The sequence below is a fragment of the Bifidobacterium pongonis genome, from assembly GCF_019331805.1.
GTDB classification, from domain to species: Bacteria; Actinomycetota; Actinomycetes; order Actinomycetales; family Bifidobacteriaceae; genus Bifidobacterium; species Bifidobacterium pongonis.
In genome coordinates this window covers 1-17,296 of record NZ_JAHBBE010000043.1, presented here as the reverse complement: position 1 = coordinate 17,296, position 17,296 = coordinate 1, and the positions used below count along the sequence as shown (strand labels likewise).

At 61.5% G+C, this 17,296-nt stretch carries 10 protein-coding genes; 1 reads left to right on the top strand and 9 read right to left on the bottom strand.

The window, feature by feature from the left end; genetic code table 11:
- The first annotated feature begins 137 nt into the window (after positions 1-137).
- A complete protein-coding gene (locus tag KIH75_RS09165) occupies positions 138-566 on the top strand; it encodes a hypothetical protein (protein ID WP_219056411.1) in 429 nt (142 codons plus the stop codon).
- 75 nt (positions 567-641) lie between these two features.
- On the opposite strand, the gene KIH75_RS10165 is transcribed toward KIH75_RS09165, so the two are convergent.
- The 9 genes from KIH75_RS10165 to KIH75_RS09120 all read right to left on the bottom strand — a co-directional run bounded on the left by KIH75_RS10165 (position 642) and on the right by KIH75_RS09120 (position 16,947).
- Positions 642-1,907, bottom strand: a complete 1,266-nt coding sequence (locus tag KIH75_RS10165; protein WP_236028209.1) for an ABC transporter permease — start codon at positions 1,905-1,907, stop codon at positions 642-644.
- Positions 1,908-2,123: 216 nt separating this feature from the next.
- Positions 2,124-3,134, bottom strand: a complete 1,011-nt coding sequence (locus KIH75_RS09155; RefSeq protein ID WP_219056410.1) for a class C sortase — start codon at positions 3,132-3,134, stop codon at positions 2,124-2,126.
- 179 nt (positions 3,135-3,313) lie between these two features.
- On the bottom strand, positions 3,314-4,972 hold the full coding sequence (locus tag KIH75_RS09150) for a SpaH/EbpB family LPXTG-anchored major pilin (RefSeq protein WP_219056409.1): 1,659 nt from the start codon (positions 4,970-4,972) through the stop codon (positions 3,314-3,316).
- Between the two features lie 100 nt (positions 4,973-5,072).
- Complete coding sequence (locus tag KIH75_RS09145) at positions 5,073-8,417, bottom strand: SpaA isopeptide-forming pilin-related protein (protein ID WP_219056408.1); 3,345 nt, start codon at positions 8,415-8,417, stop codon at positions 5,073-5,075.
- A gap of 793 nt (positions 8,418-9,210) precedes the next feature.
- Positions 9,211-11,331: a glycogen debranching protein GlgX gene (gene glgX, locus KIH75_RS09140; RefSeq protein WP_219056412.1), complete on the bottom strand. Its 2,121-nt coding sequence runs from the start codon at positions 11,329-11,331 to the stop codon at positions 9,211-9,213.
- Positions 11,332-11,522: 191 nt separating this feature from the next.
- On the bottom strand, positions 11,523-12,092 hold the full coding sequence (locus KIH75_RS09135) for an NUDIX hydrolase (RefSeq protein ID WP_236028211.1): 570 nt from the start codon (positions 12,090-12,092) through the stop codon (positions 11,523-11,525).
- Between the two features lie 158 nt (positions 12,093-12,250).
- A complete protein-coding gene (locus KIH75_RS09130; RefSeq protein WP_219056406.1) occupies positions 12,251-13,207 on the bottom strand; it encodes a Nif3-like dinuclear metal center hexameric protein in 957 nt (318 codons plus the stop codon).
- Positions 13,208-13,283: 76 nt separating this feature from the next.
- On the bottom strand, positions 13,284-16,163 hold the full coding sequence (gene polA / locus KIH75_RS09125; RefSeq protein WP_219056405.1) for a DNA polymerase I: 2,880 nt from the start codon (positions 16,161-16,163) through the stop codon (positions 13,284-13,286).
- A gap of 22 nt (positions 16,164-16,185) precedes the next feature.
- Positions 16,186-16,947, bottom strand: a complete 762-nt coding sequence (locus KIH75_RS09120) for an ANTAR domain-containing response regulator (RefSeq protein ID WP_173552796.1) — start codon at positions 16,945-16,947, stop codon at positions 16,186-16,188.
- Positions 16,948-17,296: the final 349 nt, after the last annotated feature.

Genomic DNA, 17,296 nt, shown 5'->3' with positions numbered 1-17,296 from the left:
GTTCCGTCTCCTGGCTTCCAATCGCGGTTTTTTGTTTTGGCGAATGAAAATCGTACACAGGACGCGGGCCATGCCCTCCTGCGTCAGGGCCGGAATCCGAAAGTGCGCAAGATTTCGGACGTTATCCCGATAACGAGTTGCGCATCGTCATCCGCGGTTCGCGGCTCGGCGGCCTTGACGGCGACGATACGCCCCCGCATAGCGGCAATGCGACGCTTGACGGGATACTCGGCGATTGCAGGCCGATAGAACCGGATGCGAGCCGAACGATCGAGTTTGTCTTCGAAGGCTACATCATCTATCAGGTGCGTAACGAGTCCTACTGCGTCTACGACTCATCGGAGAGCCGCACCGGGAAGTATCTGGCCGTTTTCGAGAAGTCGGCGCTGCTTGATGATCTTTCGGTTTCGACGAGCGCGCAACGGTGGGATGATGGGACGTGCTTTCCGTACCGGTGGAAGCATTACGGCGTGTATACGCAGAATCATGTGATCGATATCGTGTCACACGACAATCCGCAGGTGTATAGGTACGATTCGCAGCCAAGTCCCGACCCGGCGCACTGACAGCGAACCGACAACGTACCGACGGCACAATGCGGCATACGGGCGACAATGTGGGAAACGCCCCGAAACACCGGTTCACCTGTCCGAGGCGATGCGCGATTCGAGCCTGCGCACCTGTTCGCTTGTTTCGGGCCTGATCTGCGTCTGGGTGACCTGCAGGGCGATGCGGTCCGCCTCAAGCGCGGCGATCTGCCTGGAGAACACGATGAACCATCCCAGGTACACCATGCATGCCAGCGCTTCCACGTCGGTGAGCGCGATATTGCCCATCAGCCAGTCGACGCCGAACGCGGCGCACACCACGAGCATGAGGTCGGAGATCACCATCACGGTGCGGCTCAGGCGCGGCGCGATCCACGGCAATAGCAGGAACAGGATGAGCATGAGCACGGGCAGGCCGCGAGCGAACACGTTGTGCAGGATCGGGTGCGGCGTGTAGCGGAACGCGCCGATGCCGATGAAGGCGACGCCGGACAGGGTGAGCATGACGCTCAGGATGCCGGTGCGCAGCCGGTAGTGCGGGATGAGGAACCCGTGGTTCGGATCGCCGTCGCGGGAGGTGTTGCGGAAGGCTTTGCCGGATCGTTTGCCGTCCTTGCCCGTCTTGCCCGACTTACCTGCCGTCCTGCCGGGAACCTCGCCGGAGACCGTTCCGGAACCGTCGCCGCGCAGTCGCGTCAACCGTTCCGTGGTCACGAGTTCGGAGATGGCGAAGTAGCTGATAATGATGATGCACAGGCCGCCGAGCATGAGCGTGGAGTTGAACATGGTGGCGGCGAAGGTGGTGCGATCGCCCAGCTGGGAGAAGTTGTTGTGGTACCAGTAGGGGTCGTCGGTGGTCAGGCCCGCCACGCACACGCCGGAGATGACGAAGAACGGGAGCAGCGATGCCAGCGTTTTCGCGTTCATCATGCGCGCCTGCACGAAGGTCATGTAGCCGACCACGCCGGAGACCGCGCCGCAGATGGCGGACATGTAGCCCACGAAGATCTTCGGTCCCATCACCTCGTTCACCACGCTGAGCAGGGCGAACGATGTCAGGAACGTGGTGGCCGCGTACACCGCGGAGAGCGCGAGCGATTCGATGAGCCTGCGCACCATGACGAGCCAGCCGTGTTTCAGGTTCATAGATCGCGATTGGCTCAGGTAGCCGATAAGGAAGGAGACGACCGCGCAGGCGGCTCCGATGCCGGAGCAGACGATGAAGCGACGCAGCATGAGCTGCCAGATGGCGGGCGCGTATGCGAGGTAGACGTTCATGGAGATGGCACCCACGGCGGCGCAGATGATGAACGAGATCAGACCGCCGGTTTCCGCCCGCTGGTGGCGCCCCTGAACCATGATGCACTCCCTCCGCCGGCGCTTGCCCGTATTTCGGGTCCGGTACGCCCGGTACGCCGCCATCGCGTTCGCACCGGCCTTCGGCGACGGGTGGCATGCCTTCCTCCCGCGCGCTGTGGTGCGTGCACGCGGAATCGCGCTTCTTTGATTCTACGTTCGGTGCGTACGTTTGCGTTTCGATTGCCTGATTTTACCGCTTCGCGCGTATTCGCGACATCATCGTCCGGCTGCCGCGGCGCGGGTTTTGCACCGTCTATGCCGTGCGGCGAATCCCAACGTGCCCGCCAGCACCGCCCCGCCGATGAGCAGGCAGGTCCGCACCCACCAGTCCGGCGAGGTCGGGATCGAGGCGGTGTCCCCGGCGGCTTCGCTTTCCGCCACGTTCGCGGTGCGTTCCCCCGTCACCAGCAGGCGTTGCGTGTTCACCCCGTACGGCGTGCATGTCAGCAGGGTCACCAGGTCCTTCCCCGGTTCGATCACCAGCTTGTCCACGTCGTTCGGCTCCACCACGCTGATATCCGTCACCTTGTAGGTGACCGTCCGGCCCAGCACTTCGATGCGGAACAGGTCTCCTTTGCGCATTTCGCCGAGGCGGGTGAACAGTTCGGCCGAGGGCAGTCCCCTGTGCCCGGTGAGCACGGCATGCGTTCCCTTGCCGCCGATAGGCAGGGACGTCTGGCTCATATGCCCAACTCCTTTGGCGAGCACGTCTTCGGAGGTGCCGTGGTAGATGGGCAGTCTCAGGGAGATCCTGTTGATGCTCAGATACCCCATCACCCCGTCGTGGTTCACGTTGAGCACGTTGGCGTAGTTGGTGGGCAGCACGTAGCCGCTGTCGCTGACGAACGGATCGTGCACCGGGTCGCCGCTCAGGTTCTCGTTGTAGGTTCGTGCCGCCCCCAGTTCCGCCTTGACCTTCTTCGATGGCATGGCGGCGGTTTTCTTCTGGTACGAGTCGATGACTTCGGTGTGTTCCCGTGTGGCGAGCATGTCCGCGACGCTCGGGTAGGCGAATACCGCGATGCCGCCGATGACGAGCAGCGCGGCCAGAATGCCGCTCCACACGTTGCCGCCCTTGCCGCGGGTCTTCCCGCCCCGAGCGCCGTTGCCCTTACGGGCTTTACCGGTCTTGCCTGTCATGTCCGTTCTGCCGGTCGTACCCGTCGCACCGCCGCCTTCGCCGGCGTGTTCGCCCGGCCTGCTGTGCCTTGATGCGTTGTCTGCCATGGTGGAAAGCCTCTGTTCGTTCCTCACGGGCTCGGCGAACGTTGCCGGGCCGGCATGTCTTCAAATGAAGAGATCGGGCCGCATACGCTGCAGGTATGCGACCCGATCAATGGTATTGGGACTCATCCCCCGCGCTGCCGTGGGAGCGTCGTCCGATGCGCCGGTTCAGGCGATGCGGCTCACGCCTTCTTGCGGGAGATGGCCAGCATCACGCCGCCTGCGATCATGAGCGCGCCCAGCACGCTGAAGACGATGGTGCCGATGCCACCGGTCTTCGGCAGCTTGCCGGTCTTGTTTTCCACGTCCTTGGTCACGTAGCCGATTTCGCTTTCGCCTTCGACATGGCCGGTGTAGTCCTTGGCCTCATCCTTGATCGGGGTGAGGGTGACGTCGATCGGGGCGCTCAGCTTGTTGTAGCCGCCCGGAGCCTTGGTTTCCACCAGCTGGTAGGTCAGCGGGTCGCCGTTGTCGTCGGCGCCCTTCAGGCCGTACACGGTGAGCTTGCCCTTGGCGTCCGTCACCAGGGTTTCGCTGCCGCCCTCGTCGTTCAGCGCCTTGCGGTACACGCCGTCGCTCAGCTTCACGAACTTGAAGGATTCGCCGTTGCGCTGCAGCTTGAACTCCGCGCCGGCCAGCGGGGTCTTCGTGCCGGCGGCAATCTTGTTCACCTTGATGCCGAAGACGTAGATCTTGGTCTTGTCCTTTTCGGTGCGGTGGCCGCCCTTGTACGGGTTGTTGCTGTACTGCAGCTCGGCGTGGTTGACGATGGCGGTGCCGACCACGGCCTTCTCGTTCACGGTGGCGGAGTATTCCACGTCGATCTCGGCGTACGGGCGGATCTTGTCGTAATCGAACTTGAGCAGGAAGGTGACGTCGTGGCCGTCCATGTCCTTGGTGTTCAGGGTCTTGACGTACGCGTCCGTGTCGGTCAGGTCCACGGTGGAGCCGTCGGCCTTGACGCCCTTGACGGTGATGTCGTCGTTGAAGGTCAGCGCCTCATCCATCGCATCGGCGATCCAGTACTTCTTCTCGATGGCGTTGGACGGGTAGGCGGGCACATCGTTCTTCAGCTCGAACTTGACGCTCTCGCCGATGGACGCGGTGTCGGAACCCTGGTCGCGCTTGTCAAGACCGGTGTTGATCTCGCTGCTGGTGCGATGTCCGTTGATGATCTTATCCATGCTCGGCTTGGAACGCTTGGCGACGATGGTGGCGTCGTCCACGACCCACTGCTTGTCGACGTACTTCGGGAGCACGTTCGCGCCGACGGCACGGTACACGTACAGGCCGTTGGCGGTGGAGGACTCGCCGCCGTTGTTGTTGATGACCTCGACGTAGTAGCCGCCGATGGCGAGGTCGTTGATGGTGACGCTGTCGCCAGTGTTCTTCGCGCTGCCCGCAACGGTGGTCAGCTTGCCGCTGGCGCCCAGCTGGTCGAAGAACTTGGCGATCTCGCCGGTGGTCTCGTTGTTGGCGATACCGGAGGTGGTCGAACCTTCGACGTTCGGCAGACCTTCGTACTCGTCGGTCACGGAATTCTTGTCACCGATGTACTTGGGGAAGTTGGCCTTGACCCAACCGGCAATGGCGGAGTTCCAGGTGAACTCCGGGCTTTCCGGCTGATCGGCGTCGTAATCGTAGTTCACGTCGATGATCTTGTACGCGTTGGCGGTCACATCAACGCTATCGCCGGCGTCGGCGAGGTTGCTGATGGTGATGCTGCCAGTGTCAGTCCTTTCCAGTGCGCTCGCGCTGGAAGCGAACCCGAAGCCGCCCACCGTGGCGGCGGTGGCAATGGCTACCGCGGCCACGATCCCTTTTCTAAACTTCTCCAACATGGGTTTCTCCTTTGGTTTGTTGGTTGGTCCTAATGTGCCCGGCGTCTCTCTCGCCGGTTTTTCATGCCGCCGTTTCCGGCAGCGGTCCACTCGATGTCAATCACGCCATGGCGTTCAGATCATCGGCTTCACGTGTTCTCTTGACCGTTATCGCCACACCGGCAAGCACGAGCACCGCACCCGCCATGGTGAAGATCATGAGCCCTCGTCCGCCCGTCGACGGGATGGACGTGGCGTGGTAGTTCGCCACGGAAAGGCCCTGTTCCTTGTCGGTCTCGAACGCCGGCGGTTTGACGCCATCGCTGACCGCGGTGATGACGAGCTGCTCCTTGTCGGTCTTGCTCATATCGACAACGACGTTCCACTGCCCCTTGGGCTTGAGATAGCCGTCGGGAGCCTTGGACTCGATGAGTCGGTACGTGCCTTCCACAAGTCCGGCGAATTTCACCTTGCCGTCACTGCCGCTGGTCTGAACGTCGATGCGCTGCCACTTGCCGGGGTTAAGCCGGTCGAGCGGCGTGGCCTTGCAGGTCTCATCGCAGTCACCGTCGTAGCGGTACAGCTGGAATTCGGCGCCGGCGAGCGGGTCACCGCTTTCGCCGTCTTTCTTGGTGAATTCGAAGTCGGTCGTCTTCTCGACGTTGGTGAAGGTGGTGCCGGGATCGGCTTGCGATCGCACTGCCACGACGGGCACCTTCGCCGGATCGGCTTCGGCACTGTTGATACACAGTTTCTCCGCTCCGTTCACGTAGACGCGCAGGGTCAGACCCTTGGTCACGCCGGAACCGTATTCCTCCTTTTCGCTGATGCGTATGCCGATGTTGTACGTGGTGGTGTCGTAGTCATACCGCTTGTTACCGGTATTGACCTCGCTCATCGTGTAGGTGTAGCTGACACCATCGGGGTTCGTCCTCATGCTCTTGTCCAGGCTCTTCCACCAGTCGGCGCTGAAGGTGAGCGGCGCCCACGTGGCGGTGCCATCGGCTCCCACCTCGACGGTGGCCTGGCTGAACGCGGGGGCTCCCTTGGCCACGGATGCGGCATCCGGCTCCAGCTTGAACTTGAATTCGCCGGCCTTCACCTGCTGCTTATCGCCCTTCCTGAGCAGCTTCTTGGTGGCATTGAAACTGACCTGGACTGGCTTGATGTCGTCACGCTGCACGTTCTGATCGGTTTTCCCATCGGCGGAGACGACGAAGTTGTTGAGGGTGTCGGCGCTGGTGGAATCGTGGTAGACGGCGACGGTGTTGACGTTGTAATAGTCGGTCGTCTTGGTCATCTTCGAGTTGTCGATGATGTCGTTGACGTAGTCGCTGACCTTACCGAGGGCGTTGTCGTCACTGCTCTTCAGCAATGTCTTGCCGGTGCCGTCGGAAAGCGTGGACTCCTGACGTTCCAGATGGTAGCCTGCAGGCAGCGCGGCGCCTTCGCTCGTAACGGCGGAGAAGGTCACCTTGTTGCCGCCGTTCTTGATGAACAGGTCGGCGCCGCCATCGTAGTCGGAAGCGTTTTTGGTGCTCTGCGCGCTCGTGGTGCTGCCGTCGGTTCCCTTGAGGATCATCGCGTCGCCCGAATTGGCGTAGTCGACACTGGTACGATCCTGATTCGGGTTGGTTTGTCCTCTGGGCAGGAACTTACGCTTGACGGCGTTCACCCAATCGTCGCTGTCGGAGGCATCGGCCTTGACGGAATCGGCGGTGACGGTCTGCTGCGAGCCTTCGCCACCGGTCACCTGGGTGGTGAGGTCGGCCGCCACACGCACCTTCACATGCACGTCGCCGCTCGACGGCGCGTAGCCTGCCGGAGCCTTGGTCTCTTCGAGCAGATAGTCCACACCGTCCTTGGATCCGGGGATGCCTCGCACGGTGAAGGTGCCTTGTTCGCCGGTGACGAGTCGCAGGGCCTTGGACTTGTCGGTGGTGGTGACCAGCGCACCGTCGTCATCGGTGCTGGCCCAGTACGCGCCATCGCGGTATGCGCCGGTGATGTACTTGCCGTCCGTGGTCTTGAGCACGTATTCCGCGCCCTTCAGGGCGACGCCGGAATTGCCGGAGCTGGTCTTCTCGAATTTGAAATCGCCCAGCACCTTGGTTGCGCTGCTCTGCTTGACCGTACTCAGGTAGTTCACGAGCAGATGGTAGCCGTAGCTGAAGGAATAGGCATCACGGTTATAGTTGCCATCGGTGTTGATGGCTATATAGTCATAGCCGACCTGCCGATACAGCTGACCGTCCGCCGCTTCGCTGCCACCGGTGGTGGCGGTGAAACCGGTCTGGGTTTTGGCTCCTATGGTCATTCCGGTGACGGTATTGAAGTCCCTCTTGTCTTTGTCGACGGACTCGTCAAAGATCGGCACGGTGCAGGTGTCAACACCATTCGCGGCGCCGCTCAATGGGAGAAGATCCTCCGCGCTGCTGCACAGCTTGTAGATGCCGCCGAGGAATTCCACCCGCTTGCCGCCCTTGCCGTCACGCACGTAGGTGACCGCCACATGGTGGTACATATCCTGCGTGGTGAAGATAGAGCCGCGTCTGGTGGACGGCAGATTGTACGACAGTCCCTGCCGTTCAGGGAAAATCGTGTTGGGGAAAATATGAAGATTGTTGTAACGCAATGTCAGATCGGGGATGCTGACGTCCGTTCCGATGCCCGGGAAGGCTAATGCCTGCAAGCCAACGCCTTCGCTGCTGCTGTCGACGCTCGACGCATAGATTTCCTCCAGACCGTCCAAGTACTGGATGCCATTGAGCAGCTTGACGCGATCCTCCTTCTCATTGAAGGTTCCCGCGTTTATTCTCTCCTGACGCCAAGAGTTGTAAGCGTTGTACAGATTCCACTTGCCGGAATTATCATCGCCGGTCATCCAGGAGAGGATGGTCTCGGTCGAGGAATCAGACATATCATCGCCGGCGTATTCTATGCGAGCCTGCCTGTCGACCAGAATACGCAGCACCCGGTCGGGGAAGATGCGTGCCAGGTCTTCATCCCAGCTGGAAGGAAATGCGATCGAGACCCTGCTGACCGAGTTGGCCTGAGCATGGGCCTGCTCCTTTGTGGTGATGCGAGGCACCAGTCGGAATTTCGCCTCGTCCGAGGAATCAGTGCTGTTCGTGTTATCCGTGGACTGTGCGGAGGCGGCACCGTTCTGACTGTCCGCACCGCTGTTGTTCGATTCGTCCGTACCGTTCGCGCTACCGTTGGTGGTGCCGTCGGACTGGTCGCCGTTCGAAGCGCCGGTTTCCCCGTTGCCTGAGGATGCGCCCTTGTTCGCCTCGTTCGAACCATTCACGCTATCCGCGTTGTTCGAATCGTTCCCGGACTCGGTCTGCGCGGTGATTTCGGAAGCCGTTTCGCCATTCTGCTGCGCGGTTCCGCTGTCGGACGCATATGCGTAGACGGGAGTGAACAGTCCTCCGACCATGCACATCGTGATTGCGAATCCCAAGCATGCCTTGAGATATCCGTGTCGTGCCCTCGTCCGTGTTCTCGGACCATCATCGGCTCTGCCGAAGTCCCTACTCCTCAGCTTCGCCATGGTTTCCTCCCTCGTACATGGCGTTCACCGGCCGAACCGCATCGCATATGAACGATGTCCATCCAGCTCGGAAAACACCCTGGTTATGGTGAACACGCAGGCTCAGCCCTCTCCCCCGGGAAATCGTCTTCTTCTCAAACGGCGATCCAATGGTGACGGCTCTCCTGCAAATCCACCCGATTGCCTTGATTGCGAGATTTCCGGCTTATGCCCGAAAACGGCAATTCTCTTATCTCCTCGTTTTGGATATACCTTTAAAGTAACAGAAGTGTGATGATTCATTCACGAGGCGTCAACGGCCAGATTTCTGCAAAATTCGACATCGGCATTTAATTTCTCTAATTATCACCTTTCCACCGTTTTTCTTGCATCTAACGCCCCCCCCCCCCCTTGAAATAAGGGGGTGTAAACGTTTACCCATTTCTCTGTGAGCTGGGTCACATTTTCATGCGAACACGCATAATTGGACAAATCGTCCATTATCGAGAGCTTCACAGAACCTTCACATACTCGCCGATGACACGCGCATAAAAGCTTTGACGCACATGACGGCACGTCCTCTCCCCTACTCAATTCGTCCAAATCACCGCAAGCCCGGCTTCATAGCCCCCTTACGAAGCCCCCCCATTGCGCAAAACGGCGTGGGCCAGTCCGGGAGTGTTCCCGGACCGGCCCACGCCGATACCAACCGGAGAAATGACGATCAGAACAGGTGACGCTGTTCCGGCTTATCCTCGCTCATCAGCAGCATGAAGCTCCTGGATTGCGCGGTGATCGCGAATCCTGCCTCATAGTTGAGCTCGGGGCCGTCCGGATTATGCGTGTCCACAACAAGCTTCCACCTGCTGCCGTAGTTCTCATCCGGCAGCGTGAACTGGATGGGCTCGTAGTGGGCGTTGAAGATCAGGATGAAGTCGTTGTCGACCGTGGCGTTGCCGTAATAATCCATTTCGGGAATATCGGCGCCGTTCAGGTACACCATCATCGAGAACGCGTGCGTGTTCTGCCAGTCGTTCATATCCATGATGGAACCGGTGTGGTCGAACCATTCGATCTGCGGAATCGTATCCGGATCGTCGTCGCTGGTGCGCCCGGTGAAGAACCGGCGGCGGTGCAGCACCGGATGGTCCAGACGCAGGTGGATCAGCTTCGAGACGAAGGCGAGCAGGCTCTTGCGGTCATCATCCAGATCCCAATGCGTCCAGGAGATCTCGTTGTCCTGGCAGTAGGCGTTGTTGTTGCCCTGCTGTGTGCGGGCAACCTCGTCGCCGCCGCAGATCATCGGAATGCCCTGACTGAACAGCAGCGTGGAGAACATGTTGCGCATCTGCCGCTGGCGAAGCTCGTTCACGTCGCGGATGGTGGTCTCGCCTTCCACGCCGCAGTTCCACGAACGGTTGTTGCTTTCGCCGTCGCGGTTGCCTTCGCCGTTCGCATCGTTGTGCTTCTCGTTGTAGCTCACCAAATCGTTGAGGGTAAAGCCGTCGTGCGCGGTGACGAAGTTCACCGACGCGACCGGTCGACGGCCGTTCACCTCATACAGGTCGGAGCTGCCCATGAGTCGGGATGCGAACTCCGGCAGCGTGGACGGCTGCGAGCGCCAGAAGTCCCTGACGCAGTCGCGGTAGCGGCCGTTCCATTCGGACCAGCTGGAGGGGAATCCGCCGACTTGGTAGCCGCCGGAGCCGAGGTCCCATGGTTCGGCGATGAGTTTGACGCGGCTGATGACGGGGTCTTGTTCGACGATGTCGAAGAAGGCGGAGAGTTTGTCGACTTCCTGGAACTGGCGTGCGAGGGTGGCTGCGAGGTCGAAGCGGAAGCCGTCGACGTGCATTTCGGTGACCCAGTAGCGCAGGCTGTCGGTGATGAGCTGCAGGGCGTGCGGGGAGCGCATGAGCAGCGAGTTGCCGGTGCCGGTGGTGTCGAAGTAGTGGTAGGGGTCGTGGTCGACGAGACGGTAATAGGCCTGGTTGTCGATGCCTTTGAAGCTCAGGGTGGGGCCCATGTGGTTGCCTTCGGCGGTGTGGTTGTAGACCACGTCGAGGATGACTTCCATGCCTGCGTGGTGGTAGGCCTTGACCATGGATTTGAACTCGTTGACCTGTTGGCCGCGTTCGCCGACGCTGGAGTAGGCGTTGTGGGGCGCGAAGAAGCCGATGGTGTTGTATCCCCAGTAGTTGCTCAGGCCCTTCTTTTGGAGGAAGGAGTCGTTGACGAACTGGTGGATCGGCATGAGTTCGATGGCGGTGACGCCGAGCTTTTTGAGGTAGTCGATGACGGACGGGTATGCGAGACCCGCGTAGGTGCCTCGGATGTCCGGGGGGACGTCCTGGTTGAGGTTGGTCATGCCGCGTACGTGTGCTTCGTAGATGACCGAATCGTGGTACGGGATGTTCGGATGCTGGTCGTTGCCCCAGTCGAAGTAGGGGTTGACGACGACGGACTTCATGGTGTGTGCCGCGGAGTCCTGCATGTTGATGGCGTTGATGTCGTCCGGGTGGGACATGTCGTAGGAGAAGAGGCTCGGGTCGTCGTCGATGTTGCCTTCGATGGCTTTGGCGTACGGGTCGAGCAGGAGCTTCGAGGGGTTGCAGCGCTGGCCTTGCCCCGGGTTGTAGGGGCCGTAGACGCGGTAGCCATAGCGCTGGCCCGGCTGCAGGCCGGGTATGTAGTTGTGCCAGACGTAGGAGTTCTGCTCCGTCATCTCGATGCGTGTTTCGTGGTCGTCTTCGTCGAACAGGCACAGTTCGACTTTTTCGGCCACCTGGGAGAATAATGCGAAATTCACGCCGGCGCCATCGTAGCTTGCGCCGAGCGGATACATGGATCCCGGTCGTATATGCATGCTACTCATTATCCCACGCGTTCCGCCCGTGTGGTTCGTTTTTGTGACTTCCGCCACAAGATGACCCCATCTTTGGGGCTTTTGGGACTCTTCGGGGCATGGCCGCGGGCGGGTTGCAGGGTTGCCGTGGCACCGGTACCGGGGTGCCGGTGCCGGGATATCGGCGCCGGTCAGGCGTTTTCGCGCAGTCTGCGGATTTGTTCGTGCTGGATGGCGATGATGGAGTTGCTGGCGGTCACGCGCGTGGCCAGCAGTTCGTCCCAGCCAACCCATGCCGATTCCACGTGCTCGTCCGCGTCGAAGTGGCGTTCCACGCGTTCGAATCCGTCCAGGTGGATCACCATGATGTGCGCGAGTTCGTCGGTCATGCCTTCGGAGGAGTAGCAGTCGACGACGTGGTCGACGCGTATGCGGTCCGGCGCGATGGGCGTCACGCCGGTTTCCTCGCGCAGTTCGCGCAGTGCGGCTTCGCGCGCATCCTCGCCGTCGTCCATCAGGCCGGCGGGCAGGCCGTAGGCGAAGGAGTCGTTGCCGATGCGGTATTCGCGTTCGATCAGGTAACGGTCCGTGGCGGTGTCGTGTACAAGCATCACCACGCATGGCGCGTGGCGCAGCACTTGGCGGCGGATGCGGACGAGTTCTCCGCCCGTGGTGGTCAGGCCCACAACCGTGTCTTCAACGCGGAAGATCGCCCCACGGTAGACTTCGCGGCTTTCCAGCAGTTTCGCCGGAACGGACATGTCGATGCCGTCGCCGTGGGCGGCGAGTCGCGCGTCCACCGCGTTCCCCGCTCCCCCGTTTCCTTCCACGGTTGCGCCCGCAGTCGCATTCGCGGTTTTTGCGGTCTTCGTCGTGTTCTCGCTCATGTTGTTCTCCCGTTCCTTCCCGTCCGTCGCGTTCACGCGGTTTCCACGGCTCCTGTGGGGCTGGCCACGCCGGCGCCGTTGATGAGCCAGGTCCACGGGTCCGTGGTGATGCGGATCCAGTTGGTTTCCACCTGTTCACCCGTGGTTTCGGCGAGTGCGGCGGGCACGTCCACGGTCGCGTAGTTGAACCACATGGATTCGATGGCGGCGTGCGGGGTGTTGATGAAGCAGGGGCGTACGTGCGGTTCATGCTGCCCGGTTTCGCCGTGCCCGATCGCGATGCCTTCGGCGCGCATGGCGGCCTCGTAACGTGCCTGTTCGATGGCGTCGGTGACGGGGTGGTGGCGCAGGTCGCTGGTCACATACACGTCGGCGCCGGTGGCACGCACTTCGTCGAACAGGGAGTCGCCGGAGCCGGGCAGTACCGCGACGGTGGAGATGGGAGTGTCCGGGTCGCCGCACATTTGGATGCCAAGTGCGGTGGCCATGCCATGTTCGTTGACTTCGGTGTGGACGCGGCGGGCGAACGCTCCCAATGTCATGGGTTCGCTCAGGCGGCCCACACGCCCCAGGCCGACGGGGTGCGCCGCGTTCGGGTCGTCGATGGGCACGAGCGGCCGTTGGTCAACGAGTCCGAAATAGTCGGCTGCAGCCTGACCCACGCCGCGCCAGGAGGCGTCCGCGTTGGTGTGCCCCACCCATAAGGCGCAGCCGGCTCGGTTGAGTTTGGTGACGAGACTGCCTCGGAAGCCGAGGCCGGAGACTTCGTGCACCGCACGGAAGAACAGCGGATGGTGGGTGATGAGCAGGTCCGCGCCCCAGTCGATGGCCTGATCGATGACGGCGGATGTCGGGTCGGCGGCGAAGGCGATGCGGGTGACGGGCTGCAGCAGGTCGCCCACGATGAGTCCCGGTTCGTCCCAACTTTCCGCGTATCGCAGCGGGTACAGCATTTCCAGTACGTCGACGACCTGCTTGAGTCTCATCATGTTCCCTTTCCCGCTTGGCCTTCCCATGGTCGTTCATGGGAAGGCTTCCGCATTTTCCGCATTGCTTTTCAGTTCATCAGTGCGCCGCGAGCTGCCAGTCCGCACCCACGCCCGTGGACACGTCCAACGGCACATCCAAGTGCACGGCGTTCTCCATGGCGTCGCGCACCAGGGCGGTCACCTGTTCGGTCTCCCCCGGCGCGATCTCCACCACGAGTTCGTCGTGGATCTGCAGGATGATACGGCTGCGCAACCCCGCTTCGCCCAGCGCCTTGCGTGCCCGGATCATCGCGATCTTCATGATGTCGGCCGCGCTGCCCTGGATCGGGGCGTTCAATGCCGCGCGTTCGGCCGCGTCTCGGGCCGTACGGTTCGTGGACCTCAACGCGGGGAAATAGCGCCTGCGGCCGAACATCGTCTCGGTGTAGCCGAGCTTGCGCGCTTCGCTCACACAGGATTCCAGGAAGTCGTGCACCTTGCCGAACGTGGCGAAATACTTCGCCTTGAGCGCGTCCGCCTCGCTGGGGCGGATCTTGAGCTGCTGCGCGAGGCCATATGAGCTCAGGCCGTACGCCAGGCCGTAGCTCATCGCCTTCACGTGGCTGCGCTGGTCGGGGGTGATCTGGTCGACCGGCACGCCATGCACGAGGCTCGCCACGTACTTATGGAAGTCGACGCCGCTCTTGAACGCTTCGATCAGCGACTCGTCACCGGACAGGTGCGCCATGATGCGCAGTTCGACCTGTGAGTAATCGCAGCTCATCAGCGATTCGAAGCCTTCGCCCGGCACGAACGCGGACCTGATCTCACGTCCTGCGGCGTTGCGGTTCGGAATGTTCTGCAGGTTCGGGTCCACGGAGCTCAGACGTCCGGTCGCGGCCACGGTCTGTTCGAACGTGGTGTGGATGCGCTCATCGGCCGGGTTGGTGGCGTCGATGAGCGTGGCGACGATCTGCTTGAGCTTGTTCGTCTCACGGTGTTTGAGCAGTGCGCCGAGGAATCCGCTGGCGCGTTCGTCGGACGCATAGTTGAAGTAGAGCTTCTGCAGGGCGTCCGCGTTGGTGGTGTAACCGCCGGTCTTCGTGCGCTTGGTGGGCTTGAGTCCCATGTCTTCGAACAGGAGCTTGCCCAGCTGTTTGGGGCTTTGCAGGTTCACGTTCGTGCCCGCGAAGTCCCATGCGATCTCCTGCGCTTGGCGGGCTTCCGCGGCGAAGGTGTCACGCATGGTTTCGAGACGGCCCATGTCGACCTTCGCGCCTTGCGATTCCATGCCGTACAGTACGCGGGATACGGGCAGTTCGAGGCTGCGCAGCAGGCCGAACTGTTCGCGCTGGTCGAGTTGCGGGGCAAGCGTTCTGGCGAGTTCGGCGATGATACCCACATGCTGCAGCAGGGTCGAGGTCTGTGCCTCCCCTTCCGCAGCGTCGGCGTCATCGTCCAGATCGAGCAGCCCTTGGGTAGCTTCCTCCTTTTTCTCTTCGATGTGGATGTCGAGGAAGTGCGCGGCGGCCTGTTCGAGCGTGTCCGCATGGAAGTCGGGCTGCACGAGGTAACCGGCGAGCTTGGTGTCGAACAACGGTTGCGGCAGGCTGATACCGAGGGATGCGAACAGGTGCAGTTGTTCCTTGTACCCGTGCACGACCATGGTCGCGGCGTACTTGGTGAGGATGTCGTTCAGCGCGTCGCTCATCGCGGTGCTAGGCATATCGTTGCCGCGCAGCTCGATGACGATCGCGGCGTCACCGTGCTGCAGGGCGATCGCGTTCGCCGTGACGCGCCCGGGCTTGGCGTTACCGGATGCGTTGATGACCCACGATTGTTCCATGCTGCCGTTGCAGCGCAGCGAATGGTCGATAAGGAATCGTCCGTCGGTACCATCGGTGCCGTCAGTGCCGGTGTCGGCGGTCATGCCGGTCGGGGCCGGCAGGTGCTTGGCTGCCCATGCGTTCAGGGTTTCGGCGTCCTGCGCGTGTTCCACGTCGGAGATTTCGATGCCCTTGGCGTTCCCGTTCCCGTTGGCGCCTGCGGTGCCGTTGGATTTCGGCGCTTCTCCCCCGTTGAAGGTTTTGAGGACGCGCGACCGGGTTCGGGAGCCGAATTCCAGCGTGGTGAACAACGTGTTGAGCTTGTCCACGTCGATGCCGCCGAAAGTCAGGTCGTCGACGGAGACACCCAGATCGATGTCGCGCACCAGCGCGTTGACCCTGCGGTTGAGCTTCACCTGGTCGAGGTTCGCACGCAGCGCCTCGCCCTTCTTGCCGCCGATTTCCTCGGCGTGCTCGCAGATGCTTTCGAGCGAACCGTACTGGTTGATCCATTTGGCGGCGAACCCGTCGCCCACCCCCGGCACTCCGGGGATGTTATCCGCGGTTTCGCCTCGCAACGCGGCCAGATCGGGGTACTGCGAAGGCGTCACCTTGTATTTGGCGAGCACCTCCTCGGGCGTCATATGCTTCAGATCCTTGAAATGATGCCCCGGGTACAGCACGGTGATCCAGTCGTCCACCAGCTGGAACGCGTCTCGATCGCCGGAAAGGACGAGCGTCTTGTATTTCGCCTGCTCGCCCATCGTGGCGAGCGTGCCGATCACGTCATCGCCCTCATACCCCGGCTTTTCGATATAGGTGACGCCCAACGCGTCGAGCATCTGCTGGATGATCGGCAGCTGGCTGAGCAGGTCTTCGGGGGCGGCGTCGCGCGTGCCCTTGTATTGCGGCAGCATGGTGTTGCGGAACGTGCCGCCTTTGACGTCGAATGCGACGGCGAGATGATCGGGTTTCTCCGCGTCGATTACCTGGGCGAGCATGGTGGCGAAACCCCAGACCGCGTTGGTGGCCTGGCCGGAGGACGTGGAGAAGTTCTCCACGGGAAGAGCGAAGAACGCGCGGAACGCCAGCGAATGGCCGTCAACGACCAGCAGCGTTCCGCGCGTTTCGTCGGATACGTTATCAATCATAGGTTCGGTATCGGTTTGAATCTCAGTGATCGTCGCGTGCGGGCTTGGGATCGCTGTACTTCTCGATGATGGCCATGGCCAGACGCTTCTTCGGGATGCGCTGATCCATGGAGGTCTTCTGGATCCAACGGAACGCGCCCTGCTCGGAGAAGTCGGCCTTGTCCATCAGCAGACCCTTCGCACGGTCGATGAGCTTGCGCTCCTCCAGGGTTTCCTGCGCCTTCTGCAGGTCGGCCTGGGCCTTGGCGAGTTCGTCCTCGGTGGCCTTGAGCTTGGCTTCGGAACGTTCCACGTTGTCGAGCAGATCGTTGATCTCGGCGAAACGACCCATGGCGACTTCAAGGGCGGGGATAAGCTTGGACTCCTCGTACGGCTTGGTCACGTAGGCCATGGCGCCTGCGCCGGTGGACTTCTTGACCAGGTCGGGCTGGGAGAATGCGGTCAGCATGACCACGGGGGCGATGTTCTCGTCGCAGATGATGCCGGCGGCGGTGATACCGTCCATGCGCGGCATCTTGACATCCATGCACACCACGTCGGGGCGCTTGCTGCGGGCGAGTTCGACGGCTTCCTCACCGTTGGCGGCTTCGCCGACGACCTCATACCCGTTATCTTCAAGCATGCCGACCAAATCCATACGGTTCACGGATTCGTCTTCAGCGACCACGACGGTACGCTTGCGATTCTCATTCTCTTCGGGAGCCTCTTCTGCACGGGCGGCGGCCTGCAATTCCTCGGCCGTCAGCACGGGCTCCATTCCCTCTTCGCTAGTGCTGGACACCATTAAATCAACCTCGTTTCTTTGGACTCGAAAACGCTCCAAATGTAACTCTCAAGCCACCACAATAACACAATGAGCGGGTCAGCCGGCAGCAATACGTCAAACCATTGATTCACATTATGAGACGTCCCCTTGGGACTCCCCTTTTCACGCGCTCCACCGCCGTTCCAGCATGGTCCACCCCCGGTCCGACATGGTCCACACACGGTTCGACCACACCCTGCCCACGCGTTCCTCCCGTCAAGAACCAACCCTTTGCTTTACCGAAATCGGACAAAATCCGCCCAAATTTGTCCGAAAACGGTAAAGCCATCCCCGAAACCATGGCCCTGCACTCCCCTCCCCACACTCC